We start from the raw sequence: 22,227 nt of genomic DNA, 5'->3' as shown, positions 1-22,227 counted from the left end.
TTCACTTTACTCCTTGCTTATTTGCTCTGCTTCTTTTTCTACCTTATAATCGTCTACAATCTTCTGTATCTCGGTAGGAAGTTTTTGTGAATGAGTAACCACTTTATAAACAGTCCAAAGTATACATTTTATGTCAGAGAAAAAGCCGTGATGATACCTGTAATAAAGCTGCAGTCTTAATTTTAAAGGACGCACTTGTTCAAGATAAAACATGTCAGGATCGGCTGCCGCCGTAAAGCCTTTAAACTGTTCAAAATTTGTCATGGATGCCCAATCGGTAATACCTGGCTTCAAATCTAGAATCGCCTTTTCTTCTTCTGTATACATGTCTGTATAGTATTTAAGCTCAGGTCTGGGTCCTACTAACGACATATCGCCCTTCACCACATTAATTAGCTGTGGCAATTCATCCAATTTTGATTTTCTAAGAAAGTGTCCAACCTTGGTGATACGATTATCTTTATCACCCACATTCCATTTGCCTTTTCCTTCACATTCGGGAATCATACTCCTGAACTTAAAAATTCTAAACTCTTTCCCATGAAGCCCTACACGTGGCCCACGGAAAAACACCCCTCCCGGTGAGTCCCAGACAATCAAAATAGATAGTACCAAAAATACAGGCGACAAAATTATCAGGCCTAATAAGCTACACACTAAGTCAAATGCTCTCTTCATCCTCTTCTCCTATCACATGTTAGCGCCATCTACAGGAATGTTTGTTGCATGCATAAACGATGACTTTTCGCTTGCCATGAACAAAACTGTATTTGCAATTTCCTCTGGCGTTCCAAATCTATTTGCTGCCTGATGATGTCTAAGGAAATCATCTACACGTGGGTTTCCCTCTTTTACAAACTTGTCCCAGTAACTACCAGGGAAAGCAACAGCTCCAGGCATAACGGAACAAAGGAGAACACCTGTTGATGCTAATTGTCTGCCAACCGTAGTTACGTAAGCGTTAAGAAAAGCCTTCGCAGATGCGTACAGAGGGTTACCACGAAGCATAACAGCCGAAATAGAAGAAATATGAATTACTCTACCATTTCCCCGCTCAATCATTGTTGGGATAAGCACACTGTTCATATCAATAGCGGCTATGGCGTTAAACTTTAGAGCATAATTCCAATCCTCAGCACCTGCTAAATGGTTTCTACTAATTAACGAGCCACCAACATTATGAACAACAACATCAAACAAACCATATGTATCGATTAAATGCTGAGCATATTCTTTTGTATCGCAATCCATAATGTCGGCCACTTCATAATCAAAAGATTCTGCACCCTTTTCAATACATTCTTCTTTTACCTCTTTAAGAAGGTCTTCAGAACGTGCAATAGCCAAGATGCGACATCCTTCTGTAGCAAATCCTACTGCAATCCCACGGCCAATTCCTTTGCTTGCTCCTACAATGAGCACAAGTTTATTTTTCAATCCCAGATCCATGGTAATACTCCCTTTCTTTTATTACGGATGTTTGTCAAGAGCGCCAACCCCAAGAGCCGGTTTTCCATATACCTTTTCCCCTGCCAGTTTTGTTGCCAGATGAAGCGCTGCGGTCCCGACGCTTAATGCCACTGCATATTTCACACCGATAAATTCTGCAATCTGTTTTTCAATTTCATCCAGATTTTTACCAACGGTACTCATCCAGTTGGTGTTGTAAACCTCCATTATGTATTTGGCTTCATTGCCATGCATATTGGTGAACTAAGCCATATTTTTTCAGAGAAAGGCTTAATATCCGATGTATGATGAAACGCCATGTTCTTATCCTCCCATTTAAATAGTCCGCAGTCTCGTACTACTGCTCATATATTTAATCGAAGCTTTTTACTGATACGTTTCCTATTCATGAAACATACTGATTCACAATATCCTCCAACTCGTCAATACAGTTACGAATCTCCTGATCAGCATCATTCTCTTCCGGATACTCAAAAATGGCTTCATATTTGCAAAGAAATTCATCATATTGTGTAGAAGATGCTTCCAATCCTTTGGCATGAATATAGTCAACTACAAGAACAGCCGCCTGTATCGGATGACTCTCAAAATAATCTGCGTCTGCCATACCGGAAATCACGCCCCGATCACACTTATAGAGTCTTCTAACCTTGTCTTCCAATTCAATTGCTTCATTATGATTAATTCTAAACATGAATTTCTTGTTCTCTCTATCAACTTATTTCTCAATTCACTGATCTATCTTTTTATATGATCCTTCTAATCTATTCTCCTTTTATAACAGCAAAAGCTCACCATCTTCCAATCGAAATCTGGTGAGCCAAGCCCTAACCTCCTATTGAATGATTTCTACTCTGTATTGTGGGTCAATCCAAGAGTATCCAAGAAGCCATCTCAACCTCTTTGGGTACTCCAAATTTTCTCCAATCCTGAGAAATCTTCAATTCCGGAACTTGGCCATAACTCGTGAAACCCTTGGAAAATCAAGGTTTTTTCTTGGTTGTCCCTATTCTACAGCCAGCACCTTATCGCCCTGTTTAATACCTACAAGTTTCATCGAAAGGTGCAGTGCAGCCGTTCCACTAGAAAGAGCCACTGCATACTTTCGACCAATCATTTCTGCCGCTATCCGTTCCACTTCATTGATGTTCTTGCCGACTGTGGACATCCAATTGGTTTCAAAAGCTTCGGTCATATATTTCAATTCATCCCCATGCATAGTGGGAGAGCTGAGTCATACTTTGTTTTGAAATGCTGTAAACTCTCTTGTGATCATCGTCTGTTCCTCTCTCTAATGCTCCATAAATTTGAAACTACAGCTGCTTACTAATTCAAGTTCTGGCCCATGCATCGTAGGCGAACTGAGCCAGACTTTTGTTTTAAAAGGCTCAAACTTTCCACAATCCTGATAATTATTCATTTACCTGCTCCTTCTTCTCCACAATCTCCAACCCAACCTGAGTCTCCACCAGTCGTCCCATCATCTCAATCCCCAGATATGCGACTCGCTTATGCCGATCTATCTTTCTAATACATCCTTCCAGCCCCTGCAGCGGTCCCCTGGTAACCACCACGTTCCCGCCCTCGATCACGCCTTCCGATACCTCCACAACCTGCTCTTCGCAACCCAGTTGTTTCAGGAACTCAACTTCTTCCTGATTCAGCGGAACCACTTCACTTCCGGCGCCGATTATCTTCGTCAGACCGATTACATTTTTCAGTTCAAAATAAAGCTCCTCAATTTCGTCACTCACCATGAACACATATCCCGGAAATAAAATTTTCTTTTCTTTGTTCCATTTCCCCTGATACCGTTTCATCTGTTCGTAATAAGGAATAAAACACTTCTCAAGCACTGGAGGTGAAATCGTATTCTGGCACTGCTGCCTGATATTTTCTTCCGTACCGCCCCTGACCTGAATCACATACCACATAGTCCGGCACCTCCTGTCAATAAACATAATTACTTCTATATTAATTTTCTGCACGAAAAAAAGAGCCTGACCACTCAGACTCTTTTAAGCATTCCATATAACGTTCTTAAATAATATCTGCTTTATGCCGGATTTTATGCATTCTCGACTCAAATTTCCCGGCATAACCGCAAAAGGGTATGCTTCGCCATTTCACCCATATTTCGACCGCATATGACATCTCATATCCGGCGAAACTGCGTAAACAGCAACACAATATGACCTCCTGCATTTTTAAACGCGGCAATGCGACGATTTAAGCCTGCAATCGTTTTACTTCATTGATTTTAACACTAAATGTCTAATCTGTCTATTTTGTATTATAATTAATACGTAACGGTTTCTGACAGCGTCAGGTTTGACTGTAAGCAGACCTGAATCACACACTTTCAAACTTATAACTACGCTTCCCGATGATAAGTCGGCACAATCTCCGCCACGATCTCTTTCATATTATCGGCTTCCCGATAACTCGCTTCATCCAGCTGGCGCAGCTTTGTCCTGAACCACTCGTCATCCATATCGATTGGCTGGCCGATATGGATCAGCTTGTTTTCTGTCTCCTGAAGACCTTCTTCATCCATCAAAAGCTCCTCATAGAGCTTTTCGCCCGGCCGAAGGCCGGTATATTCAATCTTGATATCCACATCGGGAACGTATCCCGACAGGCGGATCAGATTCTTCGCCATATCATCGATTTTCACAGGGTCTCCCATGTCCAGAACGAAGATTTCTCCGCCTTTTGCGTAATAGGATGCCTGCAGCACCAGAGACACAGCCTCCGGTATTGTCATAAAGTACCGGATGATCCGTGGATCGGTGACGGTCACCGGACCGCCGTCGGCGATCTGCTTTTTGAACAGCGGAATCACGCTTCCGTTGCTGCCCAGCACGTTGCCGAAGCGAACCGCCACGAAGTCGGTCTGTTCAGTCTTCCGGTTCATCATCTGTACGACCATCTCGCACAGGCGCTTCGATGCCCCCATGATGTTCGTGGGGTTCACCGCCTTGTCTGTGGAAATCAGTACGAATTTCTTCACCCCGTAACGGGCGGCGGCGGTCGCCGTCTTGTATGTACCCAGCACATTGTTTTTGATCGCCTCGTTCGGACTGTCTTCCATCAGCGGCACGTGTTTGTGGGCTGCGGCGTGAAAGACGACATCCGGCCGGTATTTTTCCATCACGCTGTTGATCCGGTTGGAGTTTCTCACGGAACCGATCAGTGTGACCAGATGCAGCTGCGGATAGGTGCGCAGAAGCTCCTGCTGAATGTCGTAGGCGTTGTTCTCATAGATTTCGAAGATGATCAGCTGTTTTGGGTCCGCGGATGCGATCTGCCGGCATAATTCACTGCCGATGGAACCGCCTCCTCCCGTGACCAGGACGGTCCTGCCCCCGATGACATTCAGAATCTCATCGTTGTTGACTTTCAGCTGTTCTCTTCCGAGCAGGTCTGTGATCTCCACATTCCGCAGCTTGCTGACACTCACTTCCTCATTGACCAGCTGGTAGATGCCCGGCACCGTCTGCAGCTTGCAGCTGCACTCTTTACAGATATTCAGGATTTCTTTTCTGTCCTGAATACTGGCCGTCGGTATCGCGAAGATGATCCGGTCGATCTCGTGCTTTTTCACCAGATATGGGATATCCTGCCGGTCTCCCTCGATCAGGATGCCGTCGAGAATCTTTCCTCTCTTGTAAGGATTATCATCCACCACACAGCAGACTTTGGAGTGCAGCTGACTGCTGCTCTGCAGTTCCCGGATCAGAATCTGACCGGCAGCGCCGGCGCCGATGATCATGATGTGTTCCATACGGATGCCTTCGACCCTCTGTTTGTGTCTGCTGGTATAGCTTCTCAGAAAGCGGTAAGAAAATCGGATGCAGGTTGTCAGTCCATAGCTCAGCACACAGCCAATGAAGTAGTAAGACCGGGGCATGTGCAGGTTCATGATCAGCGACCCGATGACATAAAGCGGTATCAGGACCAGGTATGCCATCGTCATCCGGATCAGCTCCGAGATGCCTGCAAAGCTCCAGACGCTGTGATACAGCCGAAATGCATAGTAGATCACAACGGTAATGATAATCCAGTATGGCAGAGACCACACATAACCCTGGATATATTGTGCCGGTATATGAGAATATGAAAAGTCAAAGCGCAGCAGAAGGGCCATGAAATATGAGCCCGCTATCAGGATGACATCCAGAAGCGCCAGAATCAATGCCCTGGCCCACCACTGTGCCGCGATTTCTCTTTTTCTGGGTTTATGTTTTTCCATGTTTCGTTCCTTATCCTAGAAGTAGTCCCGGACGGTCGTCATGGCATGGGCAGATTTGCCTGCAGCTTCACATGGACCCCGGACGGGCAATGCAATCGTCTTTCATTTAAAGCGGTGACGCCGAAGGGCGTCAGATCCGTTTCGTTATGTATTCAAGATATCCGAATATGTTTTCCTGCCTTCCAGTTGCGCACCGCATACACCAGGATACCTGCCAGTGCGGCCGAAAGTGCCGCTGCGGCTGCCATCATCGGATTGACACTGTCAGCCGTCCTTGTCAGGCCGCTCGTCTGTTCAGCCATGAAAATTACAGCTGTGCAGGCTGCTGCACTCAAAAATGCCACTGTTATCAATGCTCGTTTTACTTGTTTTCTCATCTCTTTTTCCTCCCCGCACCTTTTGGAACATATCTCCATATTATAAGAAGTTTCTCTGTTGCCTTAAGCGTATAAAAAGACCAGCATTTGTTTCTTTACACGCCAGTCATTCTCCTTATCAGTTTACGATATGCAGTTTATATAATGTTAATTTGATCTTCTTCACTTTTTGCCCCTCTTAGTTCCTTATCTATGATACCATATTATCAGGTTATGTCAACACGATGCATCTCAAAAAGATGATTTTACAACATTTCCACAGTATTATGACATAATTTTCCAGTATAACAATGTTCATGAAATATCACAATTAATATAAGAACATTTTTGTTTATTTTCAGAACTTTTATTTCATCTTCTGACCCCTGTCAGTTCATTTCGACTTTTTCCGATACTTTGTATCATGTAGAATGGAGGTGTTATATAATGATAGACTTGGTTGAACTTGGAAATCGTATAAAGAAACAACGTGAATTGCTTGGTTACACGCGGGAGCATCTTGCCGAATTAGTAAATGTTACACCTCGGTTCTGCTATGACCTCGAACTCGGACTAAAAGGAATGTCACTGGAAACTTTATGCAACCTGAGCAGCGCTTTAAATATCTCGACCGATTACCTGCTCTTCGGTCCAAAAAAGGACGAAAATCTTACTTCGATCAATGCGTTGATTGCAACGTGTCCCCCTGATAAACGCTCGTTGCTGGACGGTATTGTCAGCAACTTCATTCAGGCAGTGCGATAAACTACAGGTTTGCACGTGTATATTTATACCATATTTTCGACACAAAAGCAACATCCAACAGGCAGCATTCACTACTTTAAATGCTGTCCTTTTGTTGTGAATGTATTTTTCTTTTCAAAAAAATACATATTCTGCAGTAAATCTGACATATCATGCCGTCTGTCTCACGACTTCAGACGGCATGTCGTCTTTCCGCGGATCGTTTCCGTCACCAGAATCTGTTCTTCGCACAGTTCCTGGATCAGCTGCAGGGCGCCGTCGGCCCTTATCATAAGCAGCTCTGCGATATCATCGGCAGTGGCCGTGACATGACGCGTTACGTAGTCGATGATCGCGTCTTTTCGCATCTTGCGCAGCGTCATTCTGCGTCTCCGGTCCCATTTCGGGGGATCAGGCTTCATATTCAGATTTTCCTCATCAAACGTAAGAATCAGCGTGATACGATCCGGATGGAAACTCTCGCGGATCACAGGCTGCGGCCATTCCTTCTTCTGCCACGTGCTGAAGATCCTGATCAGTCCGCCCCCGAGTCCCTCACACAGACCGATCAGTTTGAACATACGGTTCATGATCGTATTTCTCGGATCCGAGACCCCTGCCCCTCTGGCTTTCTCCACATCCATCCGAAAGCTGCCCGGATTGGAGAAAATGAATGCCGTCGGCCTCTTCATCACGACAATCCCGCCCTGACCGTTATAGTCGGCATTGACGATGCAGTTGGCGAGCGCTTCTTTCAGCGCCATTGCAACTTCCGCCTCCTCCGGTGTATGCCGAAACTGATACGTGAAATACTCCGACAGCCGGTAACAGACTTTAAAGTAAAAATCATAAATATTCCCGCTCCAGCTGCTATCCTCTGATGTGAAACGATAGGAAACCTCGTGCTCGTAATCCAGCTCCCGGTATTCCAGATGATAATCGGGAAACACGCTGCGGATCGCCTGTTCATTCCCGAACATTAACAGACCTGCCTCCGTGGGGTGCAGTTCTCCGTCCTCACCTGATTTCAGTGCGCCGGCCCTTGTCAGAAATTCATCGTCCTCCAGCTTTTCCCAGAGATGATTCGGGCGGCTGCACATCATCACAAACCGAAAGTGGTCGACGGAATCGCGTTCCATGACACTCGCCGGAAGGCTTTTGATGACCCGGCTGTCCGTATCCGTCTTTCCGGCGTCGCGCAGCATCCGCTCGATCTCTTCCCTCGTACAGTGATAGTCCCCTTCGCCGTCCCTGCGGTATGTACCCGTATACATATCCCCGTCTATGAATACCGGACGATCCCGGCGGTCCGCCCGGGGCACATCGATGGAAATGATTCGTTTGCCTTCTAACTTATGTATTACAATGTCTCTTCTTGACAGCACGTTGACACTCGCTTTGTTTCCATCGTTCACAAGTTTCCAGAACTCATGAATCAGCCTGTCGGGGTCCGGCAGGTCGATCGCCTTCAGACTTTTATCCGGCATCTCTTCCACGCCGAGCAGTATCATCCCGCCGATCGTATTGGCAAACGCAGAATACGTCTCCCAAATACTCTTCGGCAGGCCGCCCAGGGCGCGCTTGGCCTCTATTCTGTTGTTTTCCTGGTAATTTCCGAGATTTTTCAGGTCTATCATAGCTTTTCTTTCTCCACTTATCATTGACGACGCATGGTTGATATAAGCTTATCATATCACCAGACGGAAAATTATGCTATGTTTTCCTGTTGATAAAATTCTCTTCCATAATATACCATGTCATTTTCCTGCTTTTTTTCTTACAATATGAATGGTACCTGGGTCAAAAGGCAGGTATCATATGCAAATAAAATATCAGGAGGATCTGCTTATGACTTATGGATATATCCGTGTTTCCTCAAAAGACCAGAATGAAGAGCGGCAGCTGATTGCAATGCGGGAATTTGGCGTCCCTCCGGAGAATATTTTTCTGGACAAGCAATCCGGCAAAGACTTTAACCGTCCGCAGTATCAGCGTCTGCTGAATACTCTGGAGGCAGACGATCTTCTTGTGGTCAAGAGTATCGACCGTCTCGGCCGCAACTACGATGAAATCCTGCTGCAGTGGCGCATGATCACCAAAGAGAAAATGGTGTCGGTCGTCGTCCTCGATATGCCTCTTCTGGATACCAGAAGAGGACGTGATCTCACAGGCACACTGATCGCGGACATTGTGCTTCAGCTCCTCAGCTACATTGCCGAAACGGAGCGCGACAACATCCGCCAGCGCCAGGCCGAGGGCATTGCCGCCGCAAGGGCCAGGGGTGTTCACCTGGGGCGTCCGCGCATCGCAGTTCCGGACTCTTTTGGCATGGTAAAGCACGACTATCTCGCAGGAAAGATCACCTGCCGTCACGCCGCCAGACTGCTTGACACGTCACCTTCCACCTTTTTGCGCTGGCTGAAGAGATCTCTCTAGCCGGTTTCCATTTTGTTCCAGAACGTACACTTAAAAAAACAACTGCATATTGCTTAAAAGGCAAAAAAAATCCGCCTGAAGGCAGATTTTTGCTCGTATTTTGCTTGTACCAAAAGGTGTACCTTTTGGTACAACATAAAATTCTTTTTTATTATATACCATTTTCTGGTAAAATGCAAATTGTTATTCTTTCCTATTATAATAGGAAGAAAGACCTTTTACAGGTCAAATATCGACAGCTGTATCCCCGAATGTTTTTCCTCAAAGGTGTTCAGATATGTAAAGATCTGATCATTGTCATGAAGCATACCATTCTGCCGGCATGTCTCGTGATACAGGGCCATCAGCTTCCGGCTGTCCGGGCTCTCGGCCATATACCGGCCGCCGTATTTCTGAATATATCTTTCCTTCATCCCCGGGAAGCTCTTATCCAGTTGTCTGTAGAAATATTCTCTGTTTCCATCGCGCAGCGTCAGCCCCATGCCGAAGCAAATGACGCCGTATACCTCTGCCCTGGCACAGTAATCTAAGATCCCCAGAATATTTTCCTCCGTATCGTTGATAAACGGCAGGATGGGACTGAGCCACACAACCGCAGGTATCCCGGCATCCCTCAGCTCCTTCAGGACTTCAAAACGCTCCCGTGTCGTACTCACATTGGGCTCGATCTTCCGGCACAGCTCTTCGTCACAGGTCGTCATCGTCATCTGGACCACGCATTTGGTGGTGTCATTTATTTTCTTCAGCAGATCGATGTCCCTCAGAATACGGCTGGACTTTGTGATCACCGTAAGTCCATGGCCGTACTCATAGATCAGCGACATCGCCTTTCTGACATTTCCAAGTTCCATCTCCAGCGGAATATAGGGGTCTGTCATGGACCCCGTGCCGATCATACATTTCTTTCTTTTATGTCTCAGGGCAGCCTCCAGCAGTTCAACGGCGTTTTCCTTAATCTCAATATCCTCAAACTCGTGTTCCATATGGTAGCATTTACTTCTGGAATCACAGTAAACGCACCCGTGGGTACAGCCGCGGTAGAGGTTCATTCCATTTTTTGCCGACAGGATTCCTTTTGCTTTCACGTAATGCATGTTCTGTCTCCTCTCATTTTTATGAATGACACCATATGAACAAACAATTTTAAACATGCCAAACTTATAAATATTTTAACCAATAGAAAAAGCGGCATCAGCTTCACGCCAATGCCTCTCTTGACCTAATTGTTCTGTTATAAAACCCCTGCTTTTTTGAGGTGACCCACTGTGTCTTAGCAGACCGTTGTTCTCTCGTTCCCACCTCATGGCAATTATTCGAATACTCTATGCCATCCTGCAATATCTGATATTAAAAATAAAATGTATACCCCAAAAAATCAAGTAACGCTTTAGGCACTTTGCTTGTCTCCTTTTTCGCTTGCAATCTCCCAAATAAGGAAGCTGTTATTTTTTAAATATTCCTGCATCTGCATCAGCTCATCTTCGGAAAATCCATAAGTTTTATAAATCTGGTTTTCCGGCAAAACCCCCTCAGCAAAGTCAAAGCCATTATCATTAGTACGTTCAAAGCGAAATGTGATAGAGTCAAATCCATTTTTATCTTCTTCTACATCTGAAAATGTAAGTACAATATTGTCAATCGTGCTATAATAATTTTTCATATCATCTCACCGCCTTCTAAAAAGTATAATTACTATTTTATGAATATATTATATCATCAATTATTATGGTTGTCATGCAGTTTCTTTAGGGCAGCATTCCTATACAAAAGTGCAGGAAAGACCTCAAGCCAAAAGATATTTCTAATGACTCAAGGTCTGTCTCTTATTTACTCAATCTGCTCTGTTTGCTTCAAAATCACACAAAGGTTCGGCTACCTCTGTTTGATCGCAGCCTGCGCTGCCGCAAGCCGTGCGATCGGCACACGGTACGGGCTGCAGGACACGTAGTCCAGCCCTACCTTCTGGCAGAACTCCACCGAGCTCGGGTCCCCGCCGTGTTCCCCGCAGATGCCAAGCTTGATGCCCGGGCGCATCTTCCGCCCCTTCTCAGCCGCCATCTCCACCAGCTGGCCCACCCCGTTTAAGTCCAGGCGGGCGAACGGGTCAGACTCGTAGATCTTCGCCTTATAGTAGGCGTCCAGGAACTTCCCGGCGTCATCCCGCGAGAACCCGAACGTCATCTGCGTCAGGTCGTTCGTGCCGAACGAGAAGAACTCCGCTTCCTCCGCGATCTCGTCCGCCAGCAGCGCCGCACGCGGGATCTCGATCATCGTCCCGATATGGTACGCGATGTCCGAGCCCTTCTCCTCCTTTACTTTCTCCGCCGTCTCCACCACGATGTCCTTGACGAACTTCAGCTCTTTCTTCTCACCCACCAGCGGGATCATGATCTCCGGCACGATGTCATAGCCCTGTTCCGCCTTCACCTCGATGGCAGCCTCCATCACCGCGCGGGTCTGCATCCGTGCGATCTCCGGGTATGTCACCGGCAGGCGGCAGCCGCGGTGCCCCATCATCGGGTTGAACTCGTGCAGGTCGTCGCATTTCTCACGCACCTCATCTGCACTCAGGCCCATTTCTGCCGCCAGGGCCTCGATGTCCTCCGGCGATGTCGGCACAAACTCATGCAGCGGCGGGTCCAGGTAGCGCACCGTCATCGGGCGGCCCTCCAGCGCCTCGTACATCGCCTTGAAGTCGCCTTTCTGGAACGGGATCAGCTCCGAGAGCGCCGCTTCCCTCGCCTCCGGGGTGTCGGACAGGATCATCTTGCGGATCTTCGGGATCCGCTCCGGCTCGAAGAACATATGCTCCGTCCGGCACAGGCCGATCCCCTCCGCGCCCAGCTCCACGGCTTTTTTCGTATCCGCCGGGGTGTCCGCGTTCGTGCGCACCTGCATCCGGCGGTATTTGTCCGCCCAGTCCATGATCCGCTGGAAGTTCCCGCCGATCTCGGCCTCCTTCGTCCGGATATCGCCCAGGTAGATCCTGCCGGTCGTCCCGTCCAGGGAAATGTAATCGCCTTCTTTTACCGTCTCGCCGCCCAGCTCGAAGTACCGCTCGTCTTCATTCATCTTGATCTCCCCGCAGCCGGAGACACAGCAGGTGCCCATGCCCCTTGCAACCACCGCCGCGTGGGAGGTCATGCCGCCGCGTGCCGTCAGGATGCCTTCCGCCGCGTGCATCCCCTCGATGTCTTCCGGGGATGTCTCCAGGCGCACCAGGACCACGCGCTCGCCGCGCTCATGCGCCAGCTTCGCCTCATCCGCAGTGAAATATACTTTCCCCGCGGCCGCACCCGGGGATGCCGGCAGCGCGCTTCCGATCACCTTCCCGGCTTTCAGCGCCCCCGCGTCAAATGTCGGGTGCAGCAGCTGGTCGAGGGACTTCGCCTCGATGCGCAGCACCGCTTCCTCCTCCGTGATCTTCCCTTCGTCCACCAGCTCGCAGGCGATCCGCAGCGCCGCCGGCGCGGTCCGCTTCCCGTTCCTCGTCTGCAGGAAGTACAGCTTCCCTTCCTGGATCGTGAACTCCATATCCTGCATGTCACGGTAGTGCTCCTCCAGCTTCATCGCAAGCTCCATAAACTCGGCATAGCACTCCGGCATGTCTTCTTCCAGTTTCGTGATCGGCTGCGGCGTGCGCACCCCGGCCACCACGTCCTCTCCCTGTGCGTTGATCAGGTATTCCCCGTAGATGCCTTTTTCCCCCGTCGACGGGTTCCGCGTAAACGCCACGCCCGTGCCGGAGGTGTCGCCCATGTTTCCGAACACCATCGCCTGCACGTTCACCGCGGTCCCCCAGTCCCCCGGGATGTCGTTCATCCGGCGGTACACGATCGCACGCGGGTTGTCCCAGGAGCGGAACACCGCCTGCACCGCGCCCATCAGCTGCTCGCGCGGCTCCTGCGGGAACTCTTCCCCGCCCATCGCCTCTTTGTAGACCGCCTTGAACCTGCCGACCAGCACCTTCAGGTCCTCCACCGTCAGTTCCGTATCGTAATGGACGCCTTTTTCCTCCTTGACCTCGTCGATGATCTTCTCGAAGAAGGATTTCGGCACCTCCATCACCACGTCTGAATACATCTGGATGAACCGGCGGTAGGAATCGTAGGCAAAACGGGGGTTGCCCGTCTTCCTGGCGAATCCTTCCACCGCCTCATCATTCAGTCCCAGGTTCAGGATCGTGTCCATCATGCCCGGCATGGATGCGCGCGCGCCGGAGCGCACCGACACCAGCAGCGGGTCGCCGACGTCGCCGAAGGTCTTCCCCTGGAGCTGTTCCAGCTTTCCGAGCGCCGCAAAGATCTGCTGCCGGATCTCGTCCGAGACCTGCTCCCCGTTCTCATAGTAGTTGGTGCACGCTTCCGTCGTCACCGTGAACCCCTGCGGGATGGGAAGGCCGAGGTTCGTCATCTCCGCCAGGTTGGCACCCTTGCCGCCCAGCAGGTTCCTCATATCCGCATTTCCCTCCCTGAACATATAAACCCATTTTGCCATCGTATTACCTCCTACTACCTTTTTGGTGGTATTTCATATTCTAATCTTAACATATATGCCACTCGAGTCAAGAATATTTTTGGATTATTTGTGCAATATACACAATTTTTCCCATGCAGAAAAAAAACGCTTTCCGGCAATATCTGCCGAAAAGCGTCGGTATAACGAGTCTTATGCGTTTTTATGATGCACAGGCATCTGAAACAACATTATTTTCTGTAAGTAGATTTGTTTAACACAAGGTGTCTCGGAAGACCTTCCACCATCATCGGTGTCAGTTCGCCCATGATCAGAGGACGTGCATATTTCACGTATTCTTCGCTCACATCCGTGCCGTTGTTCACAATCCACTCAGCCGGTACCGGTCTCTCCACGTTTGCGATCGCATGAATGTCGTAGATGTTATAAGCAACCTCATACGGGTCACGGTTTACGACTTCGATCGTCACCATCATGCCTGTCTTGCCTTCATCAGCCGCCTTACATGCCAGGTATCCAACGGTGAATGCTTCGTTGATGTCTGTCAGGGAAGCCAGATGAGTAGCCGCTCTCTGCAGTGTGGAGTACTCGATCGCACGGGATTTCAGGCCCAGTTCGGACTGAATCTTATTGGTCAGCACGACTGCACATCCGGACAGCTGTTTGTGACCAAACGCATCCACGTAGTCGGAAGCGGAACCGAGTTCGCATACGAAACGTCCGTCAGCCAGCTTGATACCCTCGGATACAGCGATCACAACAGAACTCTTCTCTTCGGAGAGTTTTTTCACTCTTGCCATGAAATCGTCCATGTCAAAATCTGCTTCCGGAAGGTAGATCATATCAGGTCCTTCACAGTCCTCTCCTCTTGAAAGAGCAGCGGCTGCTGTCAGCCATCCTGCATGGCGTCCCATGATCTCAACTACAACTACGGTTGGTTTTTCGATACCGAAGCTGGAGTTGTCACGGATCACTTCTTTTAAGGACGCAGCGATATATTTTGCCGCGGAACCGTATCCCGGTGTATGGTCAGTGATCGGCAGATCGTTGTCGATCGTCTTCGGAACACCCATGAATCTCTGTTTTTTGCCTTTCAATTCCGCATAGTCGGACAGCATCTTGATCGTATCCATGGAATCATTTCCGCCAATGTAAAACAGACATTCAATCTCGTTCTTTTCCATGATCTCGAAGATCTTGTCATAGATCTCTTCGTTTCCTTCGATCTTCGGAAGTTTGAAACGGCAGGATCCGAGGAATGCGGAAGGTGTTCTCTTCAAAAGTTCAATGTCATTTTTATCTTTTACATATTCAGAGATATCAACCAGATCTTCGTTCAGGAACCCCTGGATTCCGTGATGCATACCATAGATTTTGTCATAGCCAAGATCTTTGGCAGCTGCAACTACACCTGCAAGACTGGAATTGATAACAGCAGTCGGTCCGCCGGACTGACCTACAACGATATTTCTCTGTGCCATAATAATTTCCTCCTAATTGTTAAAATCATCTATTTTCGATTATAGCAAAAACATTCGCCTTCGACAACTGTTTTTCGGCATTTCGCGAAAAGGCAGTATTAAAAACGGAACTTCTCCGCCATGTAGCGTTCCAGATCCTCGATCTTCACGCGTTCCTGCTCCATCGTATCACGGTCACGGACGGTTACCGCTCCGTCTTCTTCGGAGTCGAAATCGTACGTCACGCAGAACGGAGTTCCGATCTCATCCTGGCGGCGGTAGCGTTTTCCGATATTTCCGCGGTCATCGAATTCACAGTTATATTCTCTCGACAGCATCTCAAATACCTTCAGTGCGCCGTCATTTAACTTTTTGGACAGCGGGAGCACACCGATCTTCACAGGCGCCAGCGCCGGGTGGAAATGAAGCACCGTGCGCACGTCGTTTTTCTCAGCATCCAGAACTTCCTCATCGTACGCGCTGCAGAGGAAGGCCAGTACCATGCGGTCCGCGCCGAGCGACGGCTCGATCACGTACGGGACGTATTTGATCTTCTTCTCATCATCAAAGTACGTCATATCCTGTCCGGACGTGTTCTGATGCTGTGTCAGGTCATAGTCGGTACGGTCTGCGATTCCCCACAGTTCGCCCCAGCCGAACGGGAACATAAACTCCACGTCCGTCGTCGCCTTGCTGTAGAAGCTGAGCTCTTCCTTGTCATGGTCTCTGACGCGGATCTCCTCTTCTTTCAGCCCCAGCTCTTTCAGCCAGTCGAGGCAGAACTGTTTCCAGTAGGCGAACCATTCCAGATCGGTATCCGGCTCGCAGAAGAATTCCAGCTCCATCTGTTCAAACTCGCGGGTACGGAAGGTAAAGTTGCCCGGTGTGATCTCATTTCGGAAGGATTTTCCGATCTGGCCGATTCCGAACGGAATCTTCTTTCTCGAGGTGCGCTGTACATTTTTAAAGTTTACAAAGATGCCCTGCGCCGTCTCGGGTCTCAGATAAACGGTATTCTTGGCATCCTCCGTCACACCCTGAAACGTCTTGAACATCAGGTTGAACTGGCGGATGTCTGTGAAATTGTGCTTGCCGCATGTCGGGCATGGAATCTGGTGCTCGTCGATGAATGTGCGCATCTCCTCCTGTGACCACGCGTCAACGGAAGTCTTCAGCTCGATTCCGTGTTCGGCGCTGAAGTTCTCGATGATCTGGTCTGCACGGAAACGCTCGTGGCATTCACGGCAGTCCATCAGCGGATCAGAGAATCCGCCCAGATGTCCTGATGCCACCCATGTCTGCGGATTCATCAGGATCGCACAGTCAACACCGACATTGTATGGGTTTTCCATGATGAATTTTTTCCACCACGCCCGCTTCACATTGTTTTTCAGTTCCACACCGAGATTTCCATAATCCCAGGTATTGGCAAGTCCTCCATAGATCTCGGATCCCGGATAGACGAATCCTCTCGACTTTGCCAGAGCAACGATTTTGTCCATTGTTTTTTCCATCACATTTCTCCTCTTTATATTCATCATGTTTTGCGGGTCCCAAAGTCATGCTTTTTCATGCAAGCATGAAACGCACGACCTTTTGACCCTGGTATCTATTCATTGATAGATGATATAAGCATAGCCCGCTATACTGGTCTGTGCATTTTCATTATCCTGGTTTTCCCCAGCTTCAACCCGGGCTTTTTTCTCACCCAGAATCTTTACATTCTCACTGACGCACAGAATCTTCCCGCGTGTCACCACATCCACAGGCTCATTTGTCACGGTCACACGCGCATCGGGGTACCGGGCGCTGACTGCAGCGACCTCGTTTCCTCCCGCATCCAGGAACGTACCCTCAAAATCATATGTCTCCCCGGCCTGCGCCATCGTCCCGTCAAACAGTGTCACCTGGTTGAATGCCTCATAGTCGCCGCAGGAAGCGTACTCCATCTCCAGACGGATCTCCTGCTGCTTTTTGTCATACCTGCACTGTTTCATGGACACCTTCTTTGCATCCTGCCCTTTGTTGTAAGCGGCGGCGGCTTTTTCCACCGCGCTTTCCAGCTTCTCTGCATCGTAATAAGTCTTGTCAAAGCTGTCCACGATCACAGACGTCACTCTTCCCTTTTTGTCGATCGCGACCGTGCTGTTGTCTGCCGCAGCTCCGCAGCCAGTGAGCAATATGAACAGTACACCGGCCAAAAGCACTATGTATTTTTTCAACGTTTCTGCCTCCTGTGCCAGTTTTACTTCAAGTTTCAATTATAACCTCTGGTGCCCATATTTTCAACACATCATTTTCAGTATTTCAAGACTTTTAAACTTTTTATCCGTGTAGAGGCCGACATACCGGTCCATCAGCCGCTCGAACTCCCGCAGGACCTCATCCGTCACGGTAAAACTGTACATTTTCCCGATGGGCGAGGAGATCACATACTGCATCGTGTACAGGAGTGATGCGCTCACCGGTACGCCTGCCTTGTCTTCCCTGCAGCACTCCGTACAGAGCACGCCGCTCCTCCCCAGGCTGAATGTCACAAGTTCTTCCTTCCTGCCGCAGCGGACACACTCGAAGACCTGCGGATACTCGCCATTCAGAGTCATCAGCTTCAGCTCAAAGACCCGCCTAACCAGCGGGTTCGGTATCTTCGGATTTTCAATGCCGCGCAGCGCGGCGTACAGCAGATTCACCATATCGGAGGCGTCTACGCCCTCCCGGCCATAATAATCCAGAAATTCCAGAAAATAAAATCCGTAGTACACACCCGGCTGTTCCCTGGCCAGCTCCGTGAAATGGTGCGAAACCTCAGCCGCAACCAGGCTGTATGCACTGCGCCCCTCATATACGCGGAACGCGGCAAATACAAATGGATTGGCTGCTGCCAGAAGTGCACTGGTACTTTTCCGTGCCCCGCGTGCAAATGCCGTGATCTTTCCGCGTTCCCTGGTCAGCAGCACAACTCGCTTGTCATATTCCCCCACCGGCGCCGCCAGAAGGACAACGCCGTTCACAGTTACCGGTCCGCTCATGTCTGTTTATACTTCTTTCTATAATTCTTTTTTATCGTATCCGAAATTCTTCATCAGAAAATCGCTGTCGCGCCAGTCTTTTTTCACTTTCACCCACAGCTTCAGGTTGACTTTCCCTTCGAGCATCTGCTCGATCTCGTACCGTGCATTCGTACCGATCTTCTTGAGCATCGCCCCCTGCTTCCCGATGATGATCCCCTTGTGCGATTCACGTTCGCAGACGATCGTCGCCTCAATGTCCGTGATATTCCCTTTTCTGCGTTCTTTCATCAGATCGATGGAAACTGCGATTCCGTGCGGTATCTCCTCATCCAGCGCATGCAGCGCCTTCTCGCGGATGACTTCCGCCACAATCTGGCGCATCGGCTGGTCTGTCACCACGTCCTCGTCAAAATACTGCGGTCCATACGGCAGATATTTAAAGATACTGTCGATAATATCATCCGTGTTCTGTCCACGCAGCGCGGAAGCCGGTATGATCTCATCAAATTCATACAGCTTCCGGTAAGCATCGATGAACAGCAGCACCTCTTCCTTCGGCACCGTGTCCACCTTATTGATCACCAGGATCACCGGAAGGTTCAGACCCTCCAGCTGCCCGGCGATATGCTTTTCCCCTGCCCCGATGAACGTGGACGGCTCCACGAGCCAGAGGATCACATCCACCTCCTTCAGCGTGCGCTGTGCCACATTGACCATATATTCACCCAGTCTGTTCTTCGCCTTATGGATCCCCGGCGTGTCCAGAAACACGATCTGTCCCTGCTCGCAGCTGTAGACCGTCTGGATGCGGTTGCGGGTGGTCTGCGGCTTCTTGGACGTGATGGCGATCTTCTGTCCGATCAGCTGATTCATCAGCGTCGATTTGCCGACGTTCGGCCGCCCGATGATTGCGGCAAAGCCGGATTTATAGTTTTCGTTCATATACCCTCCCGTTTTTTCTCTTATCTCTCTTTAAGCCGTCTCCGGCGTATTATCCCCGATCAGATGCCTCGTCACAAAAAATTTGTCTTCATTTTCATCGATCGCGGCTTCGCTCCCGATCACACAGATATTGTTCTGTGAAACCACCGACTCTACGATATCCGCCAGATTCCGGATATCGCACGCTTCGGCACCCAGGATCTCATCTCTTTCTTTCTGCAGAGCTTCCTCTGTGATCCCGGAGAAGAACGCATTGAAGGACAGCATTCCCTTCCCCTGCGGAGTGAGCGGCGTATCCAGTCCGCTGATCGTTCCGATGATATATTTTGTCATCTCGTGTTCATCGGCGCTGAAATTCCTCAGGTACTCCGGCGTCCCGTCAAAGACGGCGAGCGTCTTGTCGAGATTCGGATCCCGGTAGGATACAAGGTAGCTTTCCCCCGTCCGCTTGAAAGCGCTCATACAGCCGTATGCCCCGCCTTTCACACGGATATTCGTCCAGAGGTAGTCATAGCTCAGGATCAGTTTCAGGATCTGCAGCGCACCCGTATAGGAGTACCCGTCTTTCCTGAAATTTCCACCCTTTGCCACATACTGCACCTGTCCGGAAGTCTTAAACCCTTCGTTGTTCCGGTGCGGGGTAAATACAGACGGATCTTCAGCGACCGGCTCCGTACACAGTATCTGCGCAAAGTCCGGTACGGACTGTTCGAGCATCCGATACCCCTCTTCATCCGCCGTATAATTGATCATCAGATTCTCCGGTCGGAACAGAAACTTCATCAGCTCCTTCAGGTTCGCGATAATGGCAGCTTTCTGCGTCTCGAACTGCTCTTCCAGTCCTTCGATAAATTTATAATATCCGATGCCGCTGATCTCCTCCTGCATGCAGCCGCTCGCCGAGTAATAGGAAGTCACTCTCGATACCGCTGATGCATGTCCGGAACTCGGAATCGACATCTGCATCCGCGATTTCTGCTGAGCGATGATCTCGTAAAGCCGTTTCTCATCATCCAGTTTCGACGAGGTCAGAATCTCCGCGATCATATCAAACACGAACCCCAGCTGTGAATAGAGGCATTTTGCCTTGACGCCGAACAGTCCGATGCAGGACTGTATATCATCCGCCTTTGTCAGGATATGAATTCCGCACATGATCCCGCCGGAGTTCGCGTTGATCTCATTGAATAATTCCGCATAGGAAAACCGCTTCGTATCGACATATCCCAGCACGGACTTCAGCAGCCCCATATAGGGAACGAGCCTGCGCGGAACGCTTTTTGTATCAAACAGCAGAGTAAGATAACCGATCTGGTTCGTCGGAAGATTATGAAACAGCACCGGCATATCGGAAAGGGTCCGCAGTTCATTATACAGCTTCGCCGCCTCACGCCCGATATCACCGCGTGTAAGCATCGGGATCGCAGCAAGCGCCTCCGGCGTCTCCTCCGCCGTCTGGTATTCCTCCAGCGCTTCTGTACGGCTGATCAGCTCCTGTATCTCCTGGGCGGACAGCGATGCCTTATGGGCAGCCAGCCTCTCAATCGTCCGCTGCTCCATCTCCTTCGCCAGTCCCTTTTTCGGCTCAACGACAACGATGGCAGTATGCGGATTCTCCAGAAGATATTCCTTCAGAAGACCTTCGAAATAACCGGTCTCTATCTTTTCCTTCAGAGATGCAAAGACGCTTAGCTGATGCAGATAGGCAAACGGTTTTTCATCATCATACAGCCAGCTGTCGAACACATCGAGGCCATACATCAGGCCTTTCGGATAGGACGCGTAGTCCGCCTCGCGAAAACGGAATTCAAAATAGTTGATCCCCGCCTCCAGCGCCCTGCGGTTGATCCCCTCATCCGCCAGCTGCCGAAGCGTCTCGTGGATGAGCTCAAGAAAACGATCGCGGTCTTTTGCTCTGGCGTTCTTCGCAACGACAGAGAAAAACGGCTGCAGGATCCCGTCCTCATAGGAGCCCATGATATCCTTCCCGATCTTCGCATCCAGCAGTGCCTGCCGAAGCGGCGCTCCCGGCGCCGAGAGCAGTGCATATTCAAGGATTTGAAACGCCATGTTCAGCTCCACATCCAGACTGTCACCAACCACGACATTCCATGTCAGGTAGGCATTCTCCTCCTCCGGTTCATGATCTGCGATCGGATAGTAAAGCCTGCGCTCCACGGGGGCGTCAAACGCCTTCTGGTACCGGACTTCCGAGTCCGGCACGGACGCCTCGAAACCGCTCAGATACTCCTTATCAAGCCATTCCAGGCGTTCTTTCATATCCATATTTCCGTACAGATAGATGTAGCTGTTTGACGGATGATAGTATTTTCTGTGGAAATCCAGAAACGCTTCATACGTCAGCTCCGGAATGTGTTCGGGATCCCCGCCGGATTCCACGCCGTAAGCCGTATCCGGAAACAGCGTGTTGAAGATCTCGCGGTCCATCATCTCCTCCGGAGAGGAAAACGCACCTTTCATCTCATTGTATACGACACCGTTATAGCACAGCGGGCTTTCTTCATCCCGCAGCTCATAGTGCCAGCCCTCCTGGCGAAAAATCTCTTCCTTCTTGTAAATGTTCGGATAAAAAACGGCATCCAGATACACGTGCATCAGGTTTTTGAAATCCTGATCATTGCAGCTGGCTACCGGGTACATCGTTTTGTCCGGATATGTCATGGCATTCAGAAAGGTATTCAAAGAGCCCTTGACCAGTTCGACAAACGGATCCTTCAGCGGAAACTGTCTCGATCCGCACAGTACGCTGTGTTCCAGAATGTGTGCCACGCCGGTGCTGTCTGCGGGAGGTGTGCGGAATGCAATATTAAATACTTTGTTCTCGTCGTCATTTTCAAGAAGCATCACCCGGGCACGGCTTTTCTTATGCAACAGCAGATAGCCCCTGGAGCCTATATCCTGAATGTCTTCCTCAGACAATACGGTATATGCCTTCAAATCCTCAAATTTCATATATGTCCTCCAATTCGTTCATGCGTATAAACGTAGTATATCACATTTTGTTTATTTTTTTCACAATTTCTTTAGTTGTACTGCGGATTTATATCTGCTACAAT

Annotated in this window: 20 protein-coding genes; 2 read left to right on the top strand and 18 right to left on the bottom strand. The window is 49.3% G+C overall.

Features of this window, described 5'->3' with window-relative positions; all coding sequences use genetic code 11:
* Positions 1–6: 6 nt before the first annotated feature.
* From NQ502_RS16910 to NQ502_RS16875, 8 genes are all read right to left on the bottom strand, one after another.
* Positions 7–678, bottom strand: a complete 672-nt coding sequence (locus NQ502_RS16910; RefSeq protein ID WP_028530108.1) for a sugar transferase — start codon at positions 676–678, stop codon at positions 7–9.
* A 12-nt stretch (positions 679–690) separates the two neighbouring features.
* Positions 691–1,449, bottom strand: coding sequence for an SDR family NAD(P)-dependent oxidoreductase (locus NQ502_RS16905; RefSeq protein WP_028530109.1), 759 nt, complete (start codon positions 1,447–1,449; stop codon positions 691–693).
* A 21-nt stretch (positions 1,450–1,470) separates the two neighbouring features.
* Positions 1,471–1,677, bottom strand: a complete 207-nt coding sequence (locus tag NQ502_RS16900; RefSeq protein ID WP_341349441.1) for a DegT/DnrJ/EryC1/StrS family aminotransferase — start codon at positions 1,675–1,677, stop codon at positions 1,471–1,473.
* A 178-nt stretch (positions 1,678–1,855) separates the two neighbouring features.
* Positions 1,856–2,164: a hypothetical protein gene (locus NQ502_RS16895; protein ID WP_028530111.1), complete on the bottom strand. Its 309-nt coding sequence runs from the start codon at positions 2,162–2,164 to the stop codon at positions 1,856–1,858.
* Between the two features lie 312 nt (positions 2,165–2,476).
* The gene (locus tag NQ502_RS16890; protein WP_083963510.1) at positions 2,477–2,689 is read right to left on the bottom strand and encodes a DegT/DnrJ/EryC1/StrS family aminotransferase; all 213 of its coding nucleotides are present in this window, start codon (positions 2,687–2,689) and stop codon (positions 2,477–2,479) included.
* A 193-nt stretch (positions 2,690–2,882) separates the two neighbouring features.
* Positions 2,883–3,404: an antiterminator LoaP gene (gene loaP / locus NQ502_RS16885; protein ID WP_028530113.1), complete on the bottom strand. Its 522-nt coding sequence runs from the start codon at positions 3,402–3,404 to the stop codon at positions 2,883–2,885.
* A gap of 440 nt (positions 3,405–3,844) precedes the next feature.
* Complete coding sequence (locus NQ502_RS16880; RefSeq protein ID WP_044983599.1) at positions 3,845–5,725, bottom strand: polysaccharide biosynthesis protein; 1,881 nt, start codon at positions 5,723–5,725, stop codon at positions 3,845–3,847.
* Between the two features lie 152 nt (positions 5,726–5,877).
* Complete coding sequence (locus tag NQ502_RS16875) at positions 5,878–6,102, bottom strand: hypothetical protein (RefSeq protein ID WP_028530115.1); 225 nt, start codon at positions 6,100–6,102, stop codon at positions 5,878–5,880.
* A gap of 426 nt (positions 6,103–6,528) precedes the next feature.
* Between NQ502_RS16875 and NQ502_RS16870 the strand changes: the two genes are divergently transcribed.
* Positions 6,529–6,846 (top strand): helix-turn-helix domain-containing protein, encoded by a 318-nt coding sequence (locus tag NQ502_RS16870; protein ID WP_049898462.1) that lies wholly within the window; start codon positions 6,529–6,531, stop codon positions 6,844–6,846.
* 164 nt (positions 6,847–7,010) lie between these two features.
* On the opposite strand, the gene NQ502_RS16865 is transcribed toward NQ502_RS16870, so the two are convergent.
* Entirely contained in the window at positions 7,011–8,462 is a 1,452-nt protein-coding gene (locus tag NQ502_RS16865; RefSeq protein ID WP_049898464.1) for an AlbA family DNA-binding domain-containing protein, read from the bottom strand.
* Positions 8,463–8,673: 211 nt separating this feature from the next.
* On the opposite strand from NQ502_RS16865, the gene NQ502_RS16860 reads away from it, so the two are divergent.
* Positions 8,674–9,261 carry a recombinase family protein gene (locus tag NQ502_RS16860; protein ID WP_044983600.1) on the top strand — a complete coding sequence of 196 codons (588 nt, stop codon included), beginning with the start codon at positions 8,674–8,676 and terminating at the stop codon, positions 9,259–9,261.
* Positions 9,262–9,479: 218 nt separating this feature from the next.
* On the opposite strand, the gene NQ502_RS16855 is transcribed toward NQ502_RS16860, so the two are convergent.
* The 9 genes from NQ502_RS16855 to NQ502_RS16815 form a co-directional block, all read right to left on the bottom strand.
* Positions 9,480–10,355 carry an SPL family radical SAM protein gene (locus NQ502_RS16855; protein ID WP_028530117.1) on the bottom strand — a complete coding sequence of 292 codons (876 nt, stop codon included), beginning with the start codon at positions 10,353–10,355 and terminating at the stop codon, positions 9,480–9,482.
* A 293-nt stretch (positions 10,356–10,648) separates the two neighbouring features.
* On the bottom strand, positions 10,649–10,921 hold the full coding sequence (locus tag NQ502_RS16850) for a hypothetical protein (RefSeq protein ID WP_028530118.1): 273 nt from the start codon (positions 10,919–10,921) through the stop codon (positions 10,649–10,651).
* A 212-nt stretch (positions 10,922–11,133) separates the two neighbouring features.
* Positions 11,134–13,758 carry a pyruvate, phosphate dikinase gene (gene ppdK, locus NQ502_RS16845; protein WP_260046572.1) on the bottom strand — a complete coding sequence of 875 codons (2,625 nt, stop codon included), beginning with the start codon at positions 13,756–13,758 and terminating at the stop codon, positions 11,134–11,136.
* A 209-nt stretch (positions 13,759–13,967) separates the two neighbouring features.
* A complete protein-coding gene (locus NQ502_RS16840) occupies positions 13,968–15,218 on the bottom strand; it encodes a 6-phosphofructokinase (RefSeq protein ID WP_028530297.1) in 1,251 nt (416 codons plus the stop codon).
* Between the two features lie 98 nt (positions 15,219–15,316).
* The gene (locus NQ502_RS16835; RefSeq protein WP_028530298.1) at positions 15,317–16,711 is read right to left on the bottom strand and encodes a glycine--tRNA ligase; all 1,395 of its coding nucleotides are present in this window, start codon (positions 16,709–16,711) and stop codon (positions 15,317–15,319) included.
* A gap of 99 nt (positions 16,712–16,810) precedes the next feature.
* On the bottom strand, positions 16,811–17,419 hold the full coding sequence (locus NQ502_RS16830) for a hypothetical protein (protein WP_148511996.1): 609 nt from the start codon (positions 17,417–17,419) through the stop codon (positions 16,811–16,813).
* Between the two features lie 63 nt (positions 17,420–17,482).
* The gene (recO, locus tag NQ502_RS16825) at positions 17,483–18,226 is read right to left on the bottom strand and encodes a DNA repair protein RecO (protein WP_028530300.1); all 744 of its coding nucleotides are present in this window, start codon (positions 18,224–18,226) and stop codon (positions 17,483–17,485) included.
* An 18-nt stretch (positions 18,227–18,244) separates the two neighbouring features.
* Positions 18,245–19,150: a GTPase Era gene (era, locus tag NQ502_RS16820; protein ID WP_028530301.1), complete on the bottom strand. Its 906-nt coding sequence runs from the start codon at positions 19,148–19,150 to the stop codon at positions 18,245–18,247.
* Between the two features lie 30 nt (positions 19,151–19,180).
* Positions 19,181–22,123 carry an insulinase family protein gene (locus NQ502_RS16815; protein WP_028530302.1) on the bottom strand — a complete coding sequence of 981 codons (2,943 nt, stop codon included), beginning with the start codon at positions 22,121–22,123 and terminating at the stop codon, positions 19,181–19,183.
* Positions 22,124–22,227 lie beyond the last annotated feature (104 nt).

Origin of the sequence: Ruminococcus gauvreauii (genome assembly GCF_025151995.1) — a bacterium.
GTDB lineage: Bacteria > Bacillota > Clostridia > Lachnospirales > Lachnospiraceae > Ruminococcus_G > Ruminococcus_G gauvreauii.
Note: the sequence above shows the minus strand (reverse complement) of the source record. Positions and strands in the feature narration are given on the sequence as shown.